The 22,751-nt window shown below is 39.4% G+C and carries 20 protein-coding genes; 16 read left to right on the top strand and 4 right to left on the bottom strand.

The features are described 5' to 3' along the window. Positions 1-2 precede the first annotated feature (2 nt). From mnmG to rpmH, 4 genes are all read right to left on the bottom strand, one after another. Positions 3-1,856 carry a tRNA uridine-5-carboxymethylaminomethyl(34) synthesis enzyme MnmG gene (gene mnmG, locus VLX68_00840; GenBank protein HUI90768.1) on the bottom strand — a complete coding sequence of 618 codons (1,854 nt, stop codon included), beginning with the start codon at positions 1,854-1,856 and terminating at the stop codon, positions 3-5. A 99-nt stretch (positions 1,857-1,955) separates the two neighbouring features. Further along, positions 1,956-3,326 carry a tRNA uridine-5-carboxymethylaminomethyl(34) synthesis GTPase MnmE gene (gene mnmE / locus VLX68_00845; protein HUI90769.1) on the bottom strand — a complete coding sequence of 457 codons (1,371 nt, stop codon included), beginning with the start codon at positions 3,324-3,326 and terminating at the stop codon, positions 1,956-1,958. A gap of 84 nt (positions 3,327-3,410) precedes the next feature. Then, entirely contained in the window at positions 3,411-5,261 is a 1,851-nt protein-coding gene (gene yidC, locus VLX68_00850) for a membrane protein insertase YidC (protein ID HUI90770.1), read from the bottom strand. 574 nt (positions 5,262-5,835) lie between these two features. Continuing rightward, complete coding sequence (gene rpmH / locus VLX68_00855; GenBank protein ID HUI90771.1) at positions 5,836-5,976, bottom strand: 50S ribosomal protein L34; 141 nt, start codon at positions 5,974-5,976, stop codon at positions 5,836-5,838. A gap of 226 nt (positions 5,977-6,202) precedes the next feature. Between rpmH and dnaA the strand changes: the two genes are divergently transcribed. The 16 genes from dnaA to VLX68_00935 all read left to right on the top strand — a co-directional run bounded on the left by dnaA (position 6,203) and on the right by VLX68_00935 (position 22,686). Continuing rightward, positions 6,203-7,540: a chromosomal replication initiator protein DnaA gene (gene dnaA / locus VLX68_00860; protein ID HUI90772.1), complete on the top strand. Its 1,338-nt coding sequence runs from the start codon at positions 6,203-6,205 to the stop codon at positions 7,538-7,540. Positions 7,541-7,813: 273 nt separating this feature from the next. Next, positions 7,814-8,953, top strand: coding sequence for a DNA polymerase III subunit beta (gene dnaN, locus VLX68_00865; protein ID HUI90773.1), 1,140 nt, complete (start codon positions 7,814-7,816; stop codon positions 8,951-8,953). An 86-nt stretch (positions 8,954-9,039) separates the two neighbouring features. Further along, complete coding sequence (locus VLX68_00870; GenBank protein HUI90774.1) at positions 9,040-10,170, top strand: DegT/DnrJ/EryC1/StrS family aminotransferase; 1,131 nt, start codon at positions 9,040-9,042, stop codon at positions 10,168-10,170. Between the two features lie 225 nt (positions 10,171-10,395). Continuing rightward, positions 10,396-10,719, top strand: a complete 324-nt coding sequence (locus VLX68_00875) for a MarR family EPS-associated transcriptional regulator (GenBank protein ID HUI90775.1) — start codon at positions 10,396-10,398, stop codon at positions 10,717-10,719. A gap of 128 nt (positions 10,720-10,847) precedes the next feature. Beyond that, positions 10,848-11,798, top strand: coding sequence for a Gfo/Idh/MocA family oxidoreductase (locus VLX68_00880; protein ID HUI90776.1), 951 nt, complete (start codon positions 10,848-10,850; stop codon positions 11,796-11,798). Then, on the top strand, positions 11,795-12,457 hold the full coding sequence (locus VLX68_00885; protein HUI90777.1) for an acyltransferase: 663 nt from the start codon (positions 11,795-11,797) through the stop codon (positions 12,455-12,457). Before VLX68_00880 ends, VLX68_00885 begins: the two co-directional genes overlap by 4 nt. 21 nt (positions 12,458-12,478) lie before the next feature. After that, positions 12,479-12,985, top strand: a complete 507-nt coding sequence (locus VLX68_00890; protein HUI90778.1) for a hypothetical protein — start codon at positions 12,479-12,481, stop codon at positions 12,983-12,985. A gap of 340 nt (positions 12,986-13,325) precedes the next feature. After that, positions 13,326-14,303, top strand: a complete 978-nt coding sequence (locus VLX68_00895; GenBank protein ID HUI90779.1) for a Wzz/FepE/Etk N-terminal domain-containing protein — start codon at positions 13,326-13,328, stop codon at positions 14,301-14,303. 81 nt (positions 14,304-14,384) lie between these two features. After that, positions 14,385-14,798: an FdtA/QdtA family cupin domain-containing protein gene (locus tag VLX68_00900; GenBank protein ID HUI90780.1), complete on the top strand. Its 414-nt coding sequence runs from the start codon at positions 14,385-14,387 to the stop codon at positions 14,796-14,798. Then, positions 14,795-15,220 (top strand): FdtA/QdtA family cupin domain-containing protein, encoded by a 426-nt coding sequence (locus tag VLX68_00905; protein HUI90781.1) that lies wholly within the window; start codon positions 14,795-14,797, stop codon positions 15,218-15,220. The genes VLX68_00900 and VLX68_00905 overlap by 4 nt, the downstream gene beginning before the upstream one ends. Positions 15,221-15,319: 99 nt before the next feature. After that, complete coding sequence (locus tag VLX68_00910; GenBank protein HUI90782.1) at positions 15,320-16,399, top strand: hypothetical protein; 1,080 nt, start codon at positions 15,320-15,322, stop codon at positions 16,397-16,399. A gap of 188 nt (positions 16,400-16,587) precedes the next feature. After that, complete coding sequence (locus VLX68_00915) at positions 16,588-17,208, top strand: HAD hydrolase-like protein (GenBank protein ID HUI90783.1); 621 nt, start codon at positions 16,588-16,590, stop codon at positions 17,206-17,208. Positions 17,209-17,352: 144 nt separating this feature from the next. Next, positions 17,353-18,453: a DegT/DnrJ/EryC1/StrS family aminotransferase gene (locus tag VLX68_00920; protein ID HUI90784.1), complete on the top strand. Its 1,101-nt coding sequence runs from the start codon at positions 17,353-17,355 to the stop codon at positions 18,451-18,453. A gap of 119 nt (positions 18,454-18,572) precedes the next feature. Continuing rightward, positions 18,573-19,487 (top strand): NAD(P)-dependent oxidoreductase, encoded by a 915-nt coding sequence (locus VLX68_00925; protein ID HUI90785.1) that lies wholly within the window; start codon positions 18,573-18,575, stop codon positions 19,485-19,487. Next, on the top strand, positions 19,484-21,172 hold the full coding sequence (locus VLX68_00930; GenBank protein HUI90786.1) for a thiamine pyrophosphate-binding protein: 1,689 nt from the start codon (positions 19,484-19,486) through the stop codon (positions 21,170-21,172). The genes VLX68_00925 and VLX68_00930 overlap by 4 nt, the downstream gene beginning before the upstream one ends. Positions 21,173-21,330: 158 nt before the next feature. Next, positions 21,331-22,686, top strand: coding sequence for an O-antigen translocase (locus VLX68_00935; GenBank protein HUI90787.1), 1,356 nt, complete (start codon positions 21,331-21,333; stop codon positions 22,684-22,686). The last annotated feature ends 65 nt before the right edge of the window (positions 22,687-22,751 follow it).

The raw sequence follows: 22,751 nt of genomic DNA on the forward strand, positions 1-22,751 counted from the left end.
GCTCACCGTTGTTTCACGTGAAACATCTGGTTAGAAAGATATACCATAAGTACCGTTATGTCTGCCGGCGTAACGCCGGGAATCCTTAAAGCCTGTCCAAGGGATCTTGGCCTTATTTGTAATAACTTTATTCGAGATTCGTTTAGCAATCCTTTAATGTTATTATAATTAATATTTTCAGGGAGGATTTCATTTTCCATTTTGCGATAACTTTCCAGCTTTTCCAAATCGTTTTCAATAAAGCCGCTATATTTTATATCTGCCTCGATTGCTGATCGAATTTCCCTGTCCTCAATTTTTAAATCAATAATATTGAGAATTTCTTCAATTTTTATCTCAGGTCTCTTTAACAATTCGGACGCCTTCATTTTAACTTTAATTGAGGCCTTGCTCTTTTTTTCCCATTCTCCGGGTGATATCTTTACTTCGGAAAGTTTCTCTCTATATCCTGCCTTTTGTTCCCACACACGTTCTCTTTTTTCGTAAAGCTCTTTGGAAATAAGTCCTCGACGCAAAGCGATCGGCATGAGGCGCTCATCAGCAGTATCCTGACGAAGAATGAGCCGATGCTCGGCGCGTGAAGTAAACATCCGATACGGCTCCTGTGTCCCTTTTGTAACCAAGTCATCGATAAGAACTCCTACATATGAACTGTCTCTGCCCAGCACGAGAGGTTCTTCCCCTATTACGGCAGCGGAGGCATTTATTCCAGCAAGCAATCCTTGACCAGCCGCTTCTTCGTAACCAGATGTACCATTAATTTGCCCGGCAAAATACAAATTTTTTACGCTTTTGGATTCGAGGGTTGGCCAAAGTTGGGTAGGGGGAAAAAAATCATACTCTATCCCATATCCTGGCCTAAGGATATCCGCTTGTTCGAGGCCGGGTATACTATGTACCATTTTTACCTGAACGTCAAAAGGCAAACTCGTTGACAACCCGTTCAGATACATTTCGTTCGTGTCCAAACCCTCCGGTTCTAAAAATAATGTATGCCCATCTCTTTCTCCAAACCGAACCACTTTGTCCTCTATAGACGGACAGTACCGTGGCCCGACACTTTTTATTTTGCCGGTATAGAGGGGGGAGCGATCCAAATTCTCCAGAATAGCCCGATGGGTCTCCGTCGTTGATTTAGTGATCCAACATACAACTTTATTTTCCAGGGGTTTCGAAGTAGAAAATGAAAACGGCCAAGGTTTTGCATCACCATTTTGTTTTGCCAATTTTTCGTATTTAACCGTATTGCCGTTAATCCTAGGTGATGTTCCGGTTTTAAGCCTTCCGGATTTAATTCCAAACTCTTTTATTGATTCGCTAAGGTCCAAAGAAGGTGGTTCCCCGAGCCGTCCGCAGGGAAATGAGGTAAGACCAATATGGGCAATGCCATTTAAAAAAGTACCCATTGCAAAAATAATGCACGTGCCCTCTATTTCTTCACCGTTATCAAGAACAACGGCACGGGCTTTGTCTCCTTTTGCTTTTATGGCCCTCACAAATCCTTGAAGCAGATCGACCATTGGCTGTTCTTCTAGATATTTTCGTGCAATATTCCTATAATCTTTTTTATCTGCCTGAGCCCTGTTTCCCCAGACCGCCATGCCCTTTGTCTGATTGAGCATTTTGAAATGAATGCCAGCCTTATCGGCAATGCGCGCCATGAGCCCGCCAAGCGCATCGATTTCACGAACGATGTTTCCCTTTGCAATGCCTCCAATCGCCGGGTTGCAAGACATTTGGGCAATCAGATCCAAATGCGAGGTAACTAAAAGAACCTTTAATCCTTTGAGGGCGCTTATATGCGCAGCTTCTATGCCCGCATGGCCGCCACCAATGACGATAATATCAAATTTCATGATTTTTTCATATAAAATATTGTTTCACGTGAATCAGGATTTTACTGCAATAAAAATATCACATGGGTGAAAAGAGAAGAACTTAATAGTGGGGTATTTTTACTTGCCAATACAAAATTCGGAAAATATGCTATCTAATATTTCCTCGTTTGTTGTATCTCCAACCATTTCTCCGATGTCGTTTAACACATTCCTAAGATATAATGAAATAATTTCCTCGCCCGAACTATAGAGTTTTTCTACCGCATGGAGTTGCTTTGCCATGCTATCGGCTAAATTCATTTGTCGTTGGTTCCGAACAAGGGATGAAAATTCCAATGTCCCGATAATCTTTTTTACCTCTTTTCCAATAAAATCAACAATCCTTTTGCGCTCGTGCTTATCTTTTAAACAAGCGCCAAAATAAGGAATATGGTTTGCCACACAAAATTTTTTCTTTGTATCTCCATCCATGAGGTCTGTCTTGCTGATAATACAAATTATTTTTCCCTTTTTTTTCAATAATATCTTTTCGTGTTCAGTTATCTGGATGTTTGCAGGTGTTACCCAGATAATTAGTGCGGCTTTATTGATGTATTCCTGAGTTTTTTTTATTCCAATTTGCTCCACATTGCTACTAGTATTTCGAAGTCCCGCAGTATCCAATAGCTTTATTTTTTCGCCAGCTATTAGTATATCCTCACTAACCATGTCGCGTGTTGTTCCTTCTTCCCAATGGACGATAGACCGTTCACATTCAAGCATAAGATTAAATAGGCTAGACTTTCCTGCGTTGGTTATTCCAACGATTGGAACAAAAACACCTTTTTCGATAATTTGTGATTTTTGCCTTTTTTTTATCTCCATTTCTATGTCTTTTCTTATTTTTATTATTTTCTTTAAATGGTTTTTTTTCTTCTTTTTTATATCATCTTCGTCTGGAAATTCTATTTCAGCCTCAATATTACGCACTATTTCCTTTAAGGTATTTTTCCATTTAAATAATATTTGTTTATAACCTTCTAAATAGCTTTCCATTGCGGCCTTATATTCTTTATCCACCTGGCTATTGATGAGTCCTTGTATTGCCTCTACTTTTACAAGGTTCATTTTTCCGTTTAAAAAGGCTCGCCGGGTAAATTCCCCCTTTCCTGCGATAACTGCACCATTTTTTACCAATTCAGACAGTATCTTTTCTATGATGATTTCTCCCCCGTGGCATAAAATTTCTACCATATTTTCGCCCGTGTAAGAATTAGGTGCTAAATATTTAATTGCAGTAATTTGGTCGATGGCTCTTTGATTTTGCACCGAAGTGAATCTATACAGACAAATGGTTTTTGGAGGAATTTCTTTAAAGGTATCAGATGGATTAATACATTTCCCCACAATAGAAAATGCATCTTTTCCTGATACACGAATTACCGCAAGAGCACTTTTAACATTACCTGTTGAAAGAGCAGCAATGGTCTTTTCGATATTCAAAAGCATATAAGGGATGCTTTATATCTGGTTGGGTTATTATCCCGTCAGAAAGGTATTCGTTGTCAGGGGTTGATGAGCGGGTATTTTCATCTATTTTTTAGATTTTTTAATTGCATGGTTTCTTTTTTCCTCAGCTTCTAGATATGCCGCCCTTTCTTTTTGCATGCTTTTGTCAAGTATATACTGCTGCAATATTCCCAGAACATTTGAAAAAGTCCAATAAAAAACAAGTCCAGCGGGAAAATTGTTGAAGACGACGAGCATAAATACCGGCATGAAATATACCATTGCCTTTTGATTTGGATCCTTTGTCGTCATTTTAGTCTGGATAAACGTAAGGATCGCCATAATGATTGGCATTAATGCAATGCCATAGCCATACATTGGTATGCCGTTTGGAAAAATTTTATCTAATCCCAATTGCCTGAGGCTAATGAGAATTTCCGGCTGGGAAAGGTCTTTTACCCACGGAACCATCCATGTATGGGCGCCTCGCAGCTCTATTGCTTTTAGCAGCACGATATAAAGTCCGATTAAAATCGGCATCTGTAAAAACATGGGAAGACAACCGGGATTTAATGGGTTTACTCCCTCTTCCCGGTATAGAGCCATTATTTCTTCATTCATCTTTTTAGGGTTGGTTTTATAGCGCTCCCGAAGGTGGTTTATTTTCGGTTGAAGAAGTTTTATCCTATTCATTGATTTCATACTGCTTTGTGAAAGAGGAAATGTAATAGCCCGTATAATTATAGTGAGGATGATTATCGTAACACCGTAATCTTTTACAATATTTTCGACATATACCAACAACCACAGCATCCATTCGCAAATAAAGGGAAACCAGAGGTCGGCTCTTATCAGCCATTCCCAACCGCCAAAAAGCACTTTTTCAAATTTAATTTTAAAAGACCTGAGAAGAGAAAGTTTGCTCGGCCCGGCATAAATCCAATATCCTTCCCTGTTCCCGTCACCGCTTCTTTTTATTGATAGAGAATAATCTATAATCTGTTGTCTCTGCCCTTGCGCTTTGATATCATCGGTGGCCTTTGCATCGTATCCTTCAATAAGAAGGTCGGCGTCTTTTACCGTGTCCGCAACGATGGCAACTAAAAAATATTTTGACGTAATGGCCGCCCATTTGTAAAATCCCGTTTTCTCATCTTTTTCCGGTTTTTTCTGTTGCAGATGCTCGATATTCTTTCCGTCAAAAATATGTACTTTCCGTTGTTCGTTGACATATGCATTGTTGTATTGTTTTACGCTTGCTTTATAAAATTCACTTTCCGTGATTCCGCATTTCCATCCGACAGTAATGTTTTTTCCATCGAGAGAACCGGAGATAATATTAAGCCCAATTTTGTAACTGTTCCCTTTAAAAGTATATCGTTTCTCGATAACAGAACCTCCGGCCGCATTACTTTCAAAGGATATCGATATTTCTTCACTATTGCTTATATTAATTTTTTTACCTGAGTTCCCCTTTAATTTAAACGGCTTATTATCAAAATTATCACCATCTATCGTTAAATTGCCGCCGCCAACAGCTGAGCAGCCGATAAGGTCCACTTGCTCTTTTGGATCGGTAAGGTTCGGTTTAATCCGGTCGTATCCGTATTCTTTCATTTTAAGAGAAATAATTCGTGCGCCAATTTCTGAAATCCCGCATAATATTTTTTCGTTTTCTATCCAAATGGTATCTCCAATGATTTTTTGGGGTTCGCCGATTTCTTTTGCAGGAGAATTAACGTTTGGGGTTATCGTTATAGCCTTGTATACAGTGTCCTTTGTTGGCGTGGTTGATACTTCGTTCTTTTGTAAAGATTTTTTCAATGGACCAGAAGAAACATCTTGACTTTTCATCGATGCGCGATTTTCATACATTTGAAAAAACATTATCGTCACTAATATAAGGATAATAGCTAAAACGGTGTTTTTATCCACGTTTAACGAGCCTTTCCTTTTACCGCGGGAACTGGATCAAAGCCGCCCAAACTAAATGGGGTGCATTTTAACAGCCTTCTTCCAATGTGAAAAAAGGCACGATAAAACGGCATCGTTAAAATGGCTTCCCGAGCATATTCACTGCATGAGGGATGAAATCTGCAGGTACCATGGGGAATAATAAGAACCGTTTTCGTTAGTGCGATTATTGATGAAAGGAAGAAAATTCCTATTGTTTTTCCGTTTTTTCCCATGTTAAAAAACTACTTTTAAGCTCTCCCGTCGATGGCAACAAATTTCCCACTGGTTTAACGAGGATATCAAAATAGGGTGGGGTATTGCTTGCGTTGTTACGAATTATTTCTTTATAAACCCTTTTTATCTTATTTCTTTGAACTGCATTTCCATTTTTTTTTGTAACTAAAATCGCATACCGATTGTTTTCTTTTCCGTTTATTAAAAAGATCACAGTAAAATACGAGCACCTCCAGCAACTTCCCTTTCTGGTAAGAAAAGAGATTTCTTTCCTTGATGAAATCCTGTTTCTTTTTCCACGTTTTTCCACCAGGAACAATCAATCTGATGAAGCCAACCGCTTGCGTCCCTTGGCCCTTCTCTTTTTTAGTATTTTTCTTCCACTTTTTGTTGCATTTCTTTTGCGAAAACCGTGAGTGTTTTTTCTTTTTCTTTTAGACGGCTGAAACGTTCTTTTCATATCGTAGCTTCCTTTCTGTGTTAAAAATGGTTTCAGTCATGTCAGACTGTCAATGCGTTTCTGACACATTTTAAAAACATGGATTTGATTTCTCTGGTCTCTTTATGTAGATTTTTATGGTCGTTTTAATAAGGCGGAGCATGGGGCTTAAAATTTCCTTCCTTCATAGTTATCATTTGTTGGCGTAGCCAAAACTTTTTTTATTAGTAACCTCGGATATTGTATTATGCAGCTTTCGCTGTGGCAAAATATTCTTTCAGACATTTCGCTGGATGTAGATACTGCAACCTTAGAGGCGTGGTTCCGCCCGTTACAGCCAAAACAAATTCTGGAAGGAAAAAATTTTGTTATAGAGGCTCCCAATCAATATGCCGTTGATTTTCTGAATCAACATTATAAAATAAAAATTCTTGCCCTTGCCAAAAAGCATTTTCCTTTAATTGAGGAAATCTCTTTTCTTGTTCCTGCCAACGCTTCCATTTCTCCCATTGATAAAAAAGCTGAAACCACATTGCTGCAAAAGCAGCTGATGTCCTCGGCGCTTTTTAACCATAATTTTACCTTTGAATCATTCGTGGTGGGGCCCGGAAATGAATTCGCAAAAAGTGCCGCTTATGCTGTTGCAAAAGCTCCTGGCAAAACCAAATTCAACCCGCTTCTTATTTATGGAGGTGTTGGTCTTGGAAAAACGCACCTCTTACAGGCGGTAGGAAATTACCTTCTTTTCCAGAGAAAAGACCTCCGTATAGCCTATTCTTCATCTGAAGAATTTTATTTGAATTTTATTGATGCTATTAAAAACAACAGCACCAGGAAATTCTCGGATTCCTATAAGTCTGCCGGAGTTCTCTTAATTGATGATATTCAGTTTCTTTCAGGCAAAGAGAGCACGCAAGAAGAGTTTTTTTTTATTTTTAATACGCTCTATCAAAACCAGCGTCAGATTGTCCTCACTTCTGATCGTCCCCCAAATTCTTTGAAAGGCCTTCAGGATCGTCTTATTTCTCGTTTTCAATGGGGCCTTTGTGTAGATATCCAGCCACCAAATTTGGAAACGAGGGTCGCTATACTAAAAAGAAAAGCGGAACAGGACAATTTATGTATTCCTGAAAACATCCTTCTTTTCATTGCTGAAAATGTATCTTCCAACATACGAGAACTTGAAGGAATCGTTATACGCCTTCTCGCATATTCATCGATCACCAACCGTGACATTACCATTGAACTGGTAAAGAGTATCCTTAAAGTATCTCAAAATACAGATAAAACAAGGGCTTCTATTGATAAGATTATTGAAACCGTCGCTGATTATTACAAGGTTCCTGTTAATAACATTCGTGAGAAAAATCGCAGAAAAGAGGTTGCATTTTGCAGGCAGATAGCAATGTATATTGTAAAATCTTTTTCTAATTATTCGCTAAAATCAATTGGTCTGCATTTTGGAGGCAGGGATCACAGCACGGTAATTCATGCCATTCAGCATATTGAAAAATTAAAAAATATCGATAAAAACATTTTATCTGATATAGAAAATATTGTTGCTTTAATTTCAGAAGAAAAATGAAATTTTTTTTCCATTTATATTATTATATATTATTCTGTTTATAATTTGTTGATTGGATCATGGTGTGTTTTTATGAATTAGTTATCAATGAATTTATAAATCTTTTACTTGTTTTATTAACATCATAATATGATTATTAACAATGGGTTAGGAATATATACCACACTATCAACAAATCTATTTTTAAAACTATTTGTTTATATATATATTTTGAAATAGAAAATAATTCATCTTTCGCATATTTTAAATTTTACTGGAAAGGCAATCTATTCTATGGAATGTGTTATTACAAAAAATAAAATTTTTAATTTAATACAAAAAGCATATCCTTTAATCCCATTAAAAACATCTCTACAAATATTATCAAATTTTAAAATATCCATTTCAAAAAAAGGCATCAGTTTCAGCGCCACTGACCTCGATCATTCTATAATAGCTTCTGCAGAGGCTGTGGCTGATGGTGAAGCAGAAATAACCGTCAATGCGAGAAAGTTGTTTGAAATCATTAGGGAAATGCCTGAAGGCGACATTCATCTTTCTTTGGATGCAAATGTGCTTATTATAGAGAATAAAAAGGGGTTTTCCTGTAAAATCGCCGGAATCGGAACTGAAGATTTTCCTGCATTTCCTGAAATAAAAAACGGTACAGATTTTTCCGTAAAAGTTGATAGTCTCAAAGAAATGATTATAAAAAGCAGTTTTGCCGTTTCAAAAGATGAGTCAAGAACGTGTTTATGCGGTGTTCTTTGGAAATTTGAGCGTGGCGAAATAGGTATGGTGGCCACAGATGGGCATCGGCTCGGGTATTCATTTTATAAAAGTGAAGAGAAGTTTGAAAAAAATGTTTCAATGATTATTTCTCCAAAAAGCCTTCTGCATTTAGTAAGAATAATAGATGAAAAAAAAGCAGAAGACACTGTTCAAGTATCAATGAGTGAGAAGTATGTACTCTTTACATTAGATTCTGTAAAAATTTGTTCAAAATTAATAGACGGTCCGTATCCTGATTATGAGAAGGCAATTCCAAAGGTAAATCCAAAAAAAGCAATTATAGATAAAACTCTTCTTTATGAAGCGGTAAAACGGGTTTCAATCTTATCTAATCAGAAGACACACCTTGTAAAATTTGTCTTTAAAAACAAAAAACTTGAGGTCGTTGTCCTTAACCGGGACATTGGGGGAGAAGCAAGAGAACTATTAGATATTGACTATGAAGGCCCGGAGCATACTGTTGGTTTTAACGCGCAATACCTTATGGAGATCATCAGTATTATTTCTGTTACAAAAATAAGAATGGAAATGAACACGCATATAAGCGCCTGTCTCATTTTTCCAGAAATTGCAAAGGAAAGCGAAAAGAAAAGCGATGATTTGTTTCTTATTATGCCTTTGAGGATTATGGAGGAATCATAATTTTATTTATCATTTTTTGAAAAAAGCCTTGCATTTATCAGCGAGGCTTTTTGTTTAGTTTTAAAAACGTCTTGTGAAAGGACTTTATGGATTTTATCGATTTAAAAGCGCAGTACCAATTATTAAACCCATCGTTGCAAAAACATATCTTAGATATCCTGGATCGCGCCCAATTTATAATGGGAAAAGAAATAACGGAGCTTGAAGAAAAGTTGTCGCTGTATACAGGTGCTTCCCATTGCATTTCCTGCGCCAGCGGCACCGACGCGCTTTTTCTTGCTCTGTTAGCACGAGGAGTGGGTCCGGGTGACGCAATATTCACCACGACATTCACCTTCATAGCGACCGCCGAGGTAATATCGCTATTGGGTGCAACCCCTGTATTTGTGGATATTGACAAAAAGACATATAACATTGATCCGATCTCGCTCCGGCATGAAATTGTCCGGGTAAACAAAGGCGAAAAAATTGCCGTTGGGATTACAAATAAAATAAAACCAAAAGGCATAATCCCCGTTGACCTGTTCGGGTTATGCGCGGACTATGATTCGATTGATGCAATAGCAAAGGAGTTTGGACTGTTTGTGCTCGAGGATGCAGCTCAGAGCTTTGGGGCGATGTATCACGGTAAAAAAGCATGCGCGCTTGGCGATTGCGCTGCTACGAGTTTTTTTCCTGCAAAACCTCTCGGATGCTATGGCGACGGCGGCGCCGTATTCTGCAATGACAAGGCGATGAAGGATATCCTTGTTTCCCTTCGCATCCATGGGCAGGGGATCGACAAATATGAAAACGTAAGAATTGGCATCAACGGACGCATGGATACCATTCAAGCTGCGGTACTTCTGGCAAAACTTGAGATATTCGATTCTGAGCTGGAAAAAAGGCAGCGCGTCGCTCAACGATATTCCGACGCACTGGCTGGGACCTGTACGGTACCGACAATACCGCAAGGATATAGCAGCGCCTGGGCCCAATATTCAATCTTACACGATCATCGAGAAGCAATAATTGAAAAATGCAAAAGAAAGGAAATTCCAACGGCAATTTATTATCCAAAGCCGCTTCATCTTCAAAAAGCATTTGCGCCGCTAGGCTATGAAAAAGGGCAATTTCCCGTAGCAGAAAATATCGCGGGTAATATTTTAAGCCTTCCCATGCATCCCTATTTAACTAAAGATAATCAGGAAAAAATTATTGAAACTATTTTGGACTGATTCTTTGATCCCAACGGCAATCTGTCCATGGAAAACAGGCGGACCTCATCAAATAAGGGATGCTTCATAAACGCGAAATCCCCGAGTCAAAAATTAAAACGACGCAGCTAAATAATTTTCCTTGACTGCAAAGATGTTGCAATTGTAGGATAAAATATCCTATATTGTTCAACGATTGAACAAATAAAAAGGTTTTGTAAATTCAATGAGAACTCTTAGGATTCTATGATTGAATATAAAGTAATTCGCGAAATTGAAAACAATCCTTCGCATACGCAACGAAGCCTTGCTGAAAAGCTGGATATAAGCCTTGGAAAGGCCAATTATGTGCTTGCAGGGCTTATTGAAAAAGGCATCGTGAAGGCGAAGAAATTAAAAAACCATCCAGACAAAATCAGATGGCAATACGTTCTGACACCGGCCGGAATGCGGGAAAAATTAAAAATTACCCAAAAATACCTGCATAGACGAATGCTGGAATATGAGGAAATGCAAAAAGAGATTGCGCAGCTTCAGCAAGAAATCAATGTTAAGGAAAAAGTGAACTGATTGCTTATTATTTGTGAAGCATGATGTTCTAAAAAACAGTTTTACCCATAAAATTTGATAGGCGGAACGCTCCCGGTACCGCCGATGGGGGAAAGGAGCGACCGGGACGAACGAAAAAAGGAAGTTACATGGGAAAAACATTCGCATTAATCGGAGCGGGCGGATATATCGCGCCGCGGCACTTGCAGGCAATCAAAGACACGGGAAACGTGCTCGTGGCGGCGTGTGACCCCAAGGATTCGGTAGGCGTACTTGACAAATATTTTTTTGATGTTCATTTTTTTACGGAATTCGAACGCTTTGACCGCCATGCAGAGAAGCTGCGTCGCAAGGGCACTCCCGTTGAATACGTCAGCATCTGCTCGCCGAATTACTTGCATGATGCGCATATGCGATTTGCCATGCGGATAGGAGCCAATGCGATCTGCGAGAAACCGCTCGTGCTCAACCCGTGGAACCTTGACGCTCTTGCGGAGCTGGAGCAGGAGAGCGGGAAAAAAATAAGCACCATTCTGCAGCTTCGCGTGCATCCGGCGCTCATTAAGCTGCGCGAGAACATTTTAAAAGTAAAAAAGGTTCAGAAACATAAGATCGTCCTTACCTATATTACTTCTCGAGGAAATTGGTACCTTGTATCATGGAAGGGACAGCTTGATCGGTCGGGCGGACTAGCAACGAACATCGGCATACATTTTTTCGACCTCCTCATATGGCTCTTTGGTTCAGTCCAGCGCTCCGAAGTTCATGTTTCCATGCCGAGAAAGACCGGCGGATTTCTGGAACTTGAGCGCGCCACCGTGCAATGGTTCCTTTCAATTGATAAAAGCGACCTTCCTTCGCAGGCTGTCGCCCAGAACAAAACAACCTTCCGATCGATCACCATGGACGAGAAAGAGATAGAATTCTCGGAAGGTTTCGCAAACCTTCATACAAAAGTGTACGAAGAAACACTGGTAGGAAACGGTTTCGGCATAGAGGATGTCAGGCCTTCCATTTCGCTTGCCCACGAAATACGGATCGCAACGCCGACGGGAATCAAGGCGGAATCGCACCCATTTCTCACAAAGGCAAGTTTATGACGCAATACTTCAAACATGAATCCGCATATGTAGACGAGCCTGTTGACATAGGAGAGGGAACGAAAATATGGCATTTTTGTCATGTCATGAAGAATGTAAAAATAGGGATAAACTGCATTCTCGGGCAGAACGTGTCCATTGCAAGCGATGTGAAAATCGGCGACAATGTAAAAATCCAGAACAATGTATCGGTGTATACGGGTACGATTGTTGAAGACGATGTCTTTCTCGGGCCTTCATGCGTTCTGACAAATGTCACCAATCCGCGCGCGCAAATCAACCGGCACGCATTGTATGAAAAAACAAACATTAGGCGAGGAGCAACGATCGGCGCTAATGCAACGATCGTTTGCGGAACTACGATCGGAAGATATGCATTTATAGCGGCCGGCGCTATTGTGTCCAAAGATGTTCCGGATTATGCTCTTGTCATGGGAGTGCCAGGGAGACAAGAAGGTTGGATGAGCAGGCACGGGCATATTTTAAAAAGCCCGGATAAAAAGGGGATAATGAAATGTCCGGAGAGCGGATTACGGTATAAAGAAATTAAAAAAGGCGTTTTAAGATGCATGGATCTTGATGAAGACGCCGAATTACCCGACGGTTTGAAAATCGGAAAAGTGCGGTATGACGATCTGAAAAAAAAGCATCGTCCCTAAAATGAAATTTCTTGTTGATGAATGATGAAATATAATAGCCAAAACCATTTGCTGAAGATCCTGCAGACCTTATCAAAAGCGAAAGTAAGGCATATCGTGTGCGGCGGCGTTGCCGTTGTTTTGCACGGCGTAGAACGAATGACCATCGATCTTGACATTGCCCTGGATTTTGACCCCGGCAATGTCAGGAGGTTCAATGCAGCAATGAAGCGCCTGAGCCTGGTCCCCAGGGTGCCGATTTCCGCCGAGTGCCTTGCCGACAAAAAGCAACGGGAAACATTGATCAGGGAGAAAAACGCCCTGGTTTTTACGTTTATTGATACCGAAAATCCCTTTCGTATGGTAGATGTACTATTAACTGCTGAGAACTCATATAAAGCGTTGTATGCAAAATCCGAGAAAAGAAAAATTGGGAGGGTGGCAGTTCGGGTGGCATCCAAGAGACAGATTATTTCCATGAAAAGCAAGGTGCGGCCACTCCGTGATAAAGACAGGTTCGACATCAACGCTCTTAAAAAAGCACAATGACCACATCACAATGCAGCGTGCTGTCCGCTTTTGACAGGAAGGACTTTGACGGCCACACGGATTTTCCGTCTTTGACGGCCGAGCAGAGACTTTTGTGGCTGTCCGGGTGTGCACGATTTGCGGTTGCCGCAAAAATGAATGTTGGAAACAGAATACATCGTGTCAGAAGAGCGAATCCCGCGGCAAGAAGCCGGAAGCGTGAACATAGGCATCAGGGCAAAAAAACCGGGTGAACAATTGAAATTTCCGAAAAGTAGGGGCTCTGAACCATCACAATTTATTTTTCTGTCAAGACTCAAGTAAATATTATCAATACCAACCAACTCCTGGAAAGATAACCATGGAACACCTTCCAGTCCAACCGCAGACAACGCCCTTGTCACGGCCGAGAGACCCGGATGAGATCAACCTGCTCGAATACATCTACGCGCTTGTTAAGCACAAGAAGCTGATAATAGGGCTCACGCTGCTGGGAATTGTCGGCGGCTACGTTGCGGCGCTTGTCAAGGGGCCGATGTGGGTGGCGGAGGCGATGATAGCGCCGAAGGAACGCGAGTCGCAAAAATCAACGTCACTTGCCGATCTCGGCGCGCTCGGAGGCCTTGTTGCCAGCCAACTGAACCTCGACCAAGGCAGCGCGAGCCTGAACACGATGGAGATGATACTTGACAGCAGGGACTTCGGGGCAAAGCTTATAGAGAAGGACTCCCTGTTGCCGTTTATTTACAAATATCAATGGCCGGGAAAATACAAGAAATACTGGGACCAATCGCGAAATACATGGAAACCTAATTTCGTTAAACCGAACCCGCTCGCCATGGGCGGTTTTATTAAGAAGAAATACGTCAAGAAAACCAAAGACACTAAGAAAAATGTAATTGTATTAACCATCCAAACGAAAGACTCCGCATTCACAAGTACTTTTGCAACCACATATATGGACTATCTCAATGAATATATTCGAACAAAGGTCCAAACTGAAGCAAAAGAGAACGTGGCTTATCTTGACAGTGAACTTGTCAATATCGCTGACCCATTACTTAGGACGAAAATTCTCGGGCTCCTTGCGAGTGAGATTGAAAAAGAGATGGTGGTAAGCAGAGAGGCGTTCAAGGTTGCGGACCCCTTGTATATCCACAAGACCTTTAAGGAGAAGAGACTTCTTCCGCTGGTTTTCGGGGTTGGATTGTTCTTTTTGAGCTGCGTTATTATAGTGTTCATCCATGCGTTCAGCACTTTCGATAAGACTGAGGAAGAGCGGGACCTTATCGAAAAGATAATAAAAGAGTTGGACCTGTTGCCGGCAAGGAAGAAATAGCGAAATGTTGTTGTGCCGGAAACAATAAAAGGTTTCGAGCATGATACGATCAAGGCGCCAGATGTCTGATGATGAGGAAAGATGACAAAGGCCTGCATAATTAATCTACCCAAAGTGCTTGATAAAAGGGGAAACCTTTCATTTATGGAAGGCGAACTACACATTCCATTTGAAATAGTAAGAACGTATTGGATATACGACGTGCCAGGAGGAGAAATTCGAGGGGGGCATGCATATAAGGAAAACCAGGAATTCATTGTTGCTCTTTCTGGTAGCTTCGACGTTTTAATAGACGATGGGACACAAAAGAAAACATTCAGTCTAAACCGATCATATTATGGTTTATATGTTCCACAAATGTATTGGCGCGAGATGCAGAATTTTTCAACCAATTCGCTCGCATTAGTAATTGCGTCAACCAAATTTGATGAAGATGACTATATCCGCGATTATAGAAATTTTATCCTTCAAACGCAAAACAAAGTTTCGAAATGAAGACAAACGTTTACGATTGTACAATAATTGAATTGGACAAAAGGCACCGCGAAAAGGGAAATCTGACGGTTGTAGAAAATCTGGAAACCATCCCTTTTTCTGTCCAAAGGGTTTACTATCTATATGACGTGCCCGGTGGTGAGTCAAGGGGTGGTCATGCCCACAAGGAATTGGAGCAGCTTGTCATAGCGGCAAGCGGCAGTTTTGACGTGATCTTAGATGACGCCAGGACGAAGCGGACATTCACGCTAAACCGACCATACCAAGGGTTAATCATTGTCCCAGGAATTTGGCGGGAAATCGCGAACTTTTCCTCAGGATCTGTTTGTCTTGTCTTGGCATCGCTTAATTATGATGAAAAGGATTATTTCAGGTCATACATCGATTTTATCGATTATAAAAGCTCACTTTCAGAAAAATAAATATCTGCGTTTTGGTCAATAAGGGAGACATAGCAAGTTGCTCCACAATGAATCTACGTAAAAAATCAGAATATTATTATCTATTTAAGAGGAAATAGCTTGTCAAGGATTTTGGTTGGCGGTGCAGGTGGAGCTCCTTCTGAGGGTGTGATACGCTCCTTATTGGAGGATGATAAATGCGAAGAAATAATTGGCATGGGGAGTGAACCGAGCGATTTAATATTGTCAGCTGCAAGAGTAAAAATATGTGTTCCCTATGCTGTCGAATCAAAATATAAAGAAAGCATATTGGGAATATTGAAACAGGAGCAGGTCCATCTTCTTCACTGCCAAAATGATATGGAAATATTAGAGATATCCAAGCTTCGAAGTGAAATCAAGGCTCTTGGTGTGAAATTATTTATGCCTGAACATGGTGTAATAGATGCATGTGTAAATAAGTTTAAAAGCTATCAAATATGGGCATCGAAAGGAGTGCCTGTTCCCAAAAGTATTTTTATTAACAATGAACATGACCTAAAAAATGCATTTGAACGGTTAGGAAATAAACAAGGAAACATTTGGCTTCGTTCCACAGCGATTAGTGGTGGAGGAAAAGGAGCACTTCCGACCAACGATTTTGAATTTGCTAAGAGATGGATAAACCGATATAATGGATGGGGTGAGTTTTCTGCAGCGGAAATGCTATCTTCGGACACCATTACGTGGCTTTCAATTTGGTTTGAAGGTGAATTGGTGGTTGCGCAGACACGTAAAAGAATGGGTTGGACCCATGGCAACAGAACTTTGTCCGGCGTAACGGGGGTAACAAAGGTCGGTATAACATGCTCGGATGAAAAGGTAGATGCAATCGCGAGAAACGCAATATGCGCAATTGATAAGAGACCCCATGGAATTTATGGGGTTGATATGGCTTACGATCAAAATAATGTTCCAAATCCGACAGAAATAAACATTTCAAGGTTTTTTACAACAATTCTTTTCTTTACAAGAGCCGGATTGAACATGCCAAAAATCTTCAAGGATATCGCTCTATACGGGGAGTTTCCTATATTAGAAAAGAATATCAATCCCTTACCCAATGGACTAATGTGGGTAAGAGGCATGGATACTGAACCAATGTTGGTGACTGAAAAAGACATGGTCGAACGCATAAGAGGATTCAAAAAGAACAAGTAACATGCTCTTTCGGAGCTTCGGATGTTGGGGACAATTTCATATTTGAAATCGATTAAATCCTGACTCATAGAAGACAGAAGCCCTTCTTCAATCATATAATATTATTACACAAGACCTTCATCCTCTGTTGATCGCCACATGAAAATTTGTTTGCCAAACAGATATGCAGACTTCGAGAAGAAAACGAAATGAACATTATCCTTGATCTTGACGGAACGCTTATAGACGCAAAACGCCGTTTATTCACGCTATTTTGCGATCTAACAAAGCAGACACTATTGGCAATTGATGATTATTGGGAATTAAAGCGCGCCATGTATGACAATTCCTATATTTTAAAAAACTATTTTAGTTATTCTGAGGCTGAAATTGGTGCTTTTAACAGAAAATGGCTTGATCAGATAGAAGAAAGCAACTATTTACGGCTTGATACGATGTTTCCGTTTACTATTGACGTTTTAGATAAGCTGCTTCAACAGGATATTAATCTGCTTATGATAACAGCAAGACAGTTCAAACCAAATACACTACAGGAAATTAACCGCTTTGCAATTGCAAAATTTTTCTCGGCTATTTTTGTCACAGAAGGTCATAAGACAAAAGAGGAACTACTACGATCTTCCGGATTAGAATTTCATAGTGAAGATCTGTTGGTTGGTGATACAGGAATTGATATTCAAACCGGGAAATCGCTGAACGTAAGGACATTCGCAGTTTTGTCGGGCTTCCGGAATAGATCTATGCAGCTAAAATACAGGCCAGATTTTATTGCAGATGATATGCGGAATATTGTTGAAGTATTGAAGTAATTTAAAGCTCCCCCTCGCAGGCAGAGAAGACCCCCTTTAATTTTGAGGGAATAAAAACATAACTTACAGCCGCTCGTATTCCCCGAGAAAGCTGCACGTAGTACGAACGCTAGGATCCAACCTGGAAAAAGGCGAGTGTACCATATGGAAGTTCCATTCCTGTCATTGAAGGATATTTCGCACAAATACTCAGATGAAATCAACAAGGTAATCAAGCGCGTCGTTGATTCCGGATGGTATCTGCAAGGCAAGGAAAATAGAACGTTCGAGACAAACTATTCAAACTACATAGGAACTAAGAATGCAATTGGCGTAGCAAACGGATTGGATGCACTTATATGGATTCTGCGGGGATATATCGAGATGGGAGTAATGAAACCCGGGGATGAAGTTATTGTTCCGGCAAATACCTTTATTGCCTCAATCCTTGCAATTACCGATAATGATTTGGTGCCCGTATTGATTGAACCCAAAATAGCGGATTTTCAAATAGACGACCATTTAATTGAAACCGCAATCACATCAAAGACAAAAGCGATAATGATCGTACATCTATACGGGCAATGTGCATACACTGTAAAAATTCATGAACTCTGCCGAAAGTATAACCTTAAGCTAATTGAAGACAATGCGCAAGCTCATGGATGCATGTTTGGCAGAATTAAAACAGGGGCTCTCGGCGACGCGGCGGGCCACAGCTTTTATCCCGGAAAAAATCTAGGGGCTTTAGGAGATGCCGGCGCTGTCACAACAAATGATGATGCATTAGCAGCAATAGTTCGCACGCTTGCTAATTATGGTTCAACAAAGAAATATGTCTACAAATTCAAGGGACGAAACAGCCGACTTGATGAAATTCAGGCTGGGGTACTTAATGTCAAGCTGCGACATCTTGATGAGGATATTAAATTGCGAAGGCGTGTTGCAGAACTATACATCGAAAACATAAGAAACGACCGCATAACACTCCCTATGGTTGCGGATTGGAACGCCCACGTTTTTCATATTTTTGCCATCCGTAGCAAGAAACGTGACGATCTTCAGAAACACTTAAGCGACAACGGCATTCAGACGCTAATTCATTATCCCATCCCTCCTCACAAACAGGAATGTTATAAAGAGTGGCATTCGTTGTCGCTGCCAATTACAGAGCTGATCCATAGGGAAGTGCTAAGCCTGCCGATGAGTCCAACCCTTGATGACAAACAAGTTAGGTACGTCATAGACGTGGTAAATAAATGGTAAGGACCACAACATTACGATAAGTAAAACATTCTCACTGACCTCGATTTTCACACTTGTCAGAATGAACGCCGACTTTGTATTTAGTATCATGCCATTTATCGTAAAGAATTAATAATAGCATGAAGATTTTACTGACTGGAGCTTCCGGTTTTCTAGGTAATAATCTGCTTCGTTATATTAAATCGCATGATACAAACGATAAATTACAATTGTATTTATTAACATCAACATCAATTAACGGATATACCTGCATCCCACACAAAGATTATACTTTTTCCAAGAAAGATATTTCCAGAAAAGTGGCCGACCGCATCGATGTTCTTGTCCATTGCGGAGCTTTTTCACCCAAAACCAAAAAGGAAATGAACGATATACGAGGGTCATCTAAAAATATTGAAAACACAGTTTATCTAATAGACAACCTGCCTTTTCCACCTAAAAAAATTATCTACACCAGCTCCGTAAGTATTTATGATGCTTCGAGTTCTGAAGTAATAGATGAAAACACCCCCCCCAACCCTGATTCCTTATACGGGCAGTCAAAATTATTTTGCGAAAATATTCTCCGAAAGTATTCGTTGGAAAATCATATTGGCTATCAAATCCTCCGCATAGGAGTTATTTACGGAGAAGAAAATATCCATAATCAAGGTTTAATTCCGACCACAATAAAAAAAATCATCGATAATCAAAATCCTGTTGTATTCAACGGCGGCATGGAACTGAGGTCTTTTATTAATGTATATGACTGTTGTAGGACAATTTATTTGGCAATTGAAAAACAGATTGATGATCCTATTGTTAATGTTGTATTTGAACAACATCTGCCTGTAATAGATTTGGTCAGACTCATCGTTAAAATATCGGGTAAAAATATCGCCATTAACGATATAAAAACAGATAAAAAATACCCCGACATAGTTTATAACGTTAAAAAATCAATAAAGAATTTCGGGTTGTATGAAATTGATTACACAACAGGCTTAACGAGTTGTTATAACTATTTTCAAAAAAATTACAGGCAGGGGTTATGAAAGTTGTTGATTATATAGCTGAATATTTGCAATCATCAGGCACCAAACATGTTTTCGGGTTTCAGGGGGGGTCTATTACTCCGTTAATAGATGCCATCGGCAAAACAGGGAGCATCGAATATGTTCAGAATTATCATGAACAGGCTTCGGCCTTCTGTGCCGATGCTTATGCACGGATCAGCGGAAAATTAGGCATAGCAATAGGTTCTAACGGACCCGGCTTTACCAATCTCATCAGTGGCATTGCTAATGCCTATCTTGACTCCATTCCCTGTCTGTTCATTACTGGACAGGTAAATACGACCGATATCAATATATCCGAAAACATACGTCAGAATGGTTTTCAGGAAGTAGGTACAATTGATATTGTAAAACCTATTACTAAATATGCAGTAACTATCAAGCATAGTTCAAGAATAAAATTTGAATTGGATAAGGCCATCCATATTGCCACAAGCCGCCGGAAAGGGGCTGTTTTGATTGATCTGCCTCTTGATATACAGTTCGAAGAAATAGATAAAAGTACTCTGATCAGCTATGTTCCCCAGGAAAAAGACCTCCCTATTGATACGATGCCAATTCAAACGACAATTGCAATGATTGAATCTTCAGAAAGACCTCTAGTCCTTATAGGCGGCGGCGTTAGAAATTCAGGCGCTGTAGAAGAACTTAATAGATTTATTGCCCTGACCGCTATTCCTACTGTTTCAACGTTAATGGGATTGGACGTTTTTACCCCGAACAATTACGGGTTTTGCGGTATTTACGGAAATACCTATGCCAATCTGTCGGCCTACAATTCGGATCTGCTGTTGGTTCTGGGATCCAGACTATCAAAACGGCAATTTGGTAAAAGCAGGGAAAAATATGCACCGCATGCTCGAATAATTCATGTAGATATTGACGAAAATGAATTCGGACATTCCGTAGACGCAGAAGCGACAATCAATGCTGATATCAGATTGTTTCTACGGGAACTCAACAAAGCCATTTCACTCCGGAGTACTAAATCCGGTCGTTTTTCAAAATGGCTTAAAAAACTTGATGACTGGAAAATCAAATACGCAAAAAGTGCCCTCCTCAATTCCAAAAATTTTGACCCCGTGCAGGTTGTAGCGGAAATAAGCCGGACAATCCCGAATGGATCAATAATATGTTCCGATGTAGGTCAAAATCAGATGTGGCTCGCGCAGGGTTTTGAACTTAAGTACAATCAGAGGATTTTGAATTCGGGTGGCCTCGGCTGCATGGGATTTTCTTTACCTGCCGCCATAGGCGCAAAAGTAGCCAGCCCCCAAAGCACTGTTGCAGCTTTTATGGGAGATGGCGGATTTCAAATGAACCTACAAGAATTGCAGCTCATTGCTCAAAGACAGCCAGGTATTAAATGCATAGTGTTCAATAATCATACGCTTGGCATGATAAAAGAAATGCAGAAGAAATTTTTTAATGAAAATTATCTTGGGACAGAAATCGGATATCAGGCCCCCAATCTTCGGCTATTAGCTGACGCGTATGGATTGCGCTATCTAAAAATACAAACCATGCGGCAGCTAGATTTTTTTTCTGACATTTGGAAAGATAATGATTCATACATAATAGAAATAGAAATAAATCAGGAAAACACTTATGTCCTGAATCGGCATAATGAAGAAAGAATATACGGAGAAATAGAATCCCTCTAATACATCTGCAAAGCAATGGATCAACGTCTGACCGGCCGAGAAAATAAACATACTGTGCAAATATTTGCTTATAATAATGAGAAATGTGAACAATTAAACCTTCCTATGAGCCAAATAGCCCTTGAACAAACTCAGTATTTTATAGAAAAGATTAATAAGTGGTAAAATTAATCTCATTTATTATTGATAACCTAAGCAAAAATAGAGTTATTAAAGTCTTTTCATTAACATCTGTTTCTACTTTCGTCAGAATGATGACAGGTTTCGTAAGTGTGAAAGTCATTTCAGTCATGATTGGTCCAAGTGGAGTTGCGTTACTTGGACAATTAAATAATTTTTCTTCGATAATTTTAGCTTTTGGATCTGGAGGGATAAACAGCGGAATTACCAAATATGTAGCTGAATTAAAAAATAATCAGGAAAAGGTTAAATCATATATCGGTACTGGTACGTTTGTCACCCTAGCAAGCACTTTGTTGTTTGGTTTTTCCCTCATAATTTTTTCAAATAAATTAAGCTTTTGTATTCTACTAACAGCAAAATATTCATATGTTTTTACTGTTTTTGGAACCACATTAATCTTTTATACATTTAATGCATTCTTACTTTCAATTTTGAATGGATTCCAACAATTTCGGTTGTTTGTAATTATCTCCATATTTTCAAGTATTTTTGGTCTTCTAATTTCAATATGTCTTGTATGTTTATGGGGCATAGATGGAGCCCTAATTAATTCAGTAACGAGTCAAAGCTTTTTGCTGTTCATAACAATTTACTTTATCAGGAAACATAATTTTGAATGGCTTTCTAAAAGTTATCTATTACATAAATTCCAAATATCCATAGCAATAAAATACTTTAACTTTTTTGTCATGACTTTAGCAGCCTCTCTCGGTGCTCCGGTCGCACAATTGTTAATTCGTAGCTATTTGATGAAATCCTTTTCTATGAAAGATGCAGGATGCTGGGAAGGCATAAATAAGGTTTCCAACATGTACCTAATGGTTATCACTTCATCATTTGGGATTTACTACTTACCAAGGCTATCTGAGTTAAAAGAATCCTTGCTAATTAAAAAGGAGATTTATTCTGCGTTCAAAATAGTAATTCCCTGCTTGTTGGGTTTTTTGCCACTCATATTTTTATTTCGCAATCAAATTATTTCCATATTGTTTTCAAATGAATTTCGTTCAATGAATCAATTATTTGCATGGCAATTAGTTGGTGATTTTCTTAAAATATCAAGTTGGCTGATTGCGTATCTGATGCTTGCAAAAGCAATGATGAAACAATTTGTAATAACAGAAATTTCCTTTTCAATATCATATATTTGTTTTGTATTTCTTTTTTGCAATCTATTTGGTTTTCAAGGTGTTGTCATAGGTTATTCGCTTAATTATTTTATATACTTAATTACAATTTATTTTCTAATATTTAGAAACATCCACAAGATTGCTTATAAAGAGACAAAACCTGAAAAATCTCCATATGATTGGAAAGAATCTGTTACGTAAATAGGAATCTGCGGTATTAATTTTTATGTATCAAGTTGAAAAAGGAGTAATAATTACCAAGTTGT

It is taken from the genome of Chitinivibrionales bacterium (assembly GCA_035516255.1).
Classification (GTDB): Bacteria; Fibrobacterota; Chitinivibrionia; order Chitinivibrionales; family FEN-1185; genus FEN-1185.

Coding starts and splice junctions, on each gene's coding strand:
- mnmG (HUI90768.1), bottom strand. CDS start 1,856: ATGAAATTTGATATTATCGTCATTGGTGGCGGCCATGCGGGCATAGAA.
- mnmE (HUI90769.1), bottom strand. CDS start 3,326: ATGCTTTTGAATATCGAAAAGACCATTGCTGCTCTTTCAACAGGTAAT.
- rpmH (HUI90771.1), bottom strand. CDS start 5,976: ATGAAAAGAACGTTTCAGCCGTCTAAAAGAAAAAGAAAAAACACTCAC.
- dnaA (HUI90772.1), top strand. CDS start 6,203: ATGCAGCTTTCGCTGTGGCAAAATATTCTTTCAGACATTTCGCTGGAT.
- dnaN (HUI90773.1), top strand. CDS start 7,814: ATGGAATGTGTTATTACAAAAAATAAAATTTTTAATTTAATACAAAAA.
- VLX68_00870 (HUI90774.1), top strand. CDS start 9,040: ATGGATTTTATCGATTTAAAAGCGCAGTACCAATTATTAAACCCATCG.
- VLX68_00875 (HUI90775.1), top strand. CDS start 10,396: ATGATTGAATATAAAGTAATTCGCGAAATTGAAAACAATCCTTCGCAT.
- VLX68_00880 (HUI90776.1), top strand. CDS start 10,848: ATGGGAAAAACATTCGCATTAATCGGAGCGGGCGGATATATCGCGCCG.
- VLX68_00885 (HUI90777.1), top strand. CDS start 11,795: ATGACGCAATACTTCAAACATGAATCCGCATATGTAGACGAGCCTGTT.
- VLX68_00890 (HUI90778.1), top strand. CDS start 12,479: ATGATGAAATATAATAGCCAAAACCATTTGCTGAAGATCCTGCAGACC.
- VLX68_00895 (HUI90779.1), top strand. CDS start 13,326: ATGGAACACCTTCCAGTCCAACCGCAGACAACGCCCTTGTCACGGCCG.
- VLX68_00900 (HUI90780.1), top strand. CDS start 14,385: ATGACAAAGGCCTGCATAATTAATCTACCCAAAGTGCTTGATAAAAGG.
- VLX68_00905 (HUI90781.1), top strand. CDS start 14,795: ATGAAGACAAACGTTTACGATTGTACAATAATTGAATTGGACAAAAGG.
- VLX68_00915 (HUI90783.1), top strand. CDS start 16,588: ATGAACATTATCCTTGATCTTGACGGAACGCTTATAGACGCAAAACGC.
- VLX68_00920 (HUI90784.1), top strand. CDS start 17,353: ATGGAAGTTCCATTCCTGTCATTGAAGGATATTTCGCACAAATACTCA.
- VLX68_00925 (HUI90785.1), top strand. CDS start 18,573: ATGAAGATTTTACTGACTGGAGCTTCCGGTTTTCTAGGTAATAATCTG.
- VLX68_00930 (HUI90786.1), top strand. CDS start 19,484: ATGAAAGTTGTTGATTATATAGCTGAATATTTGCAATCATCAGGCACC.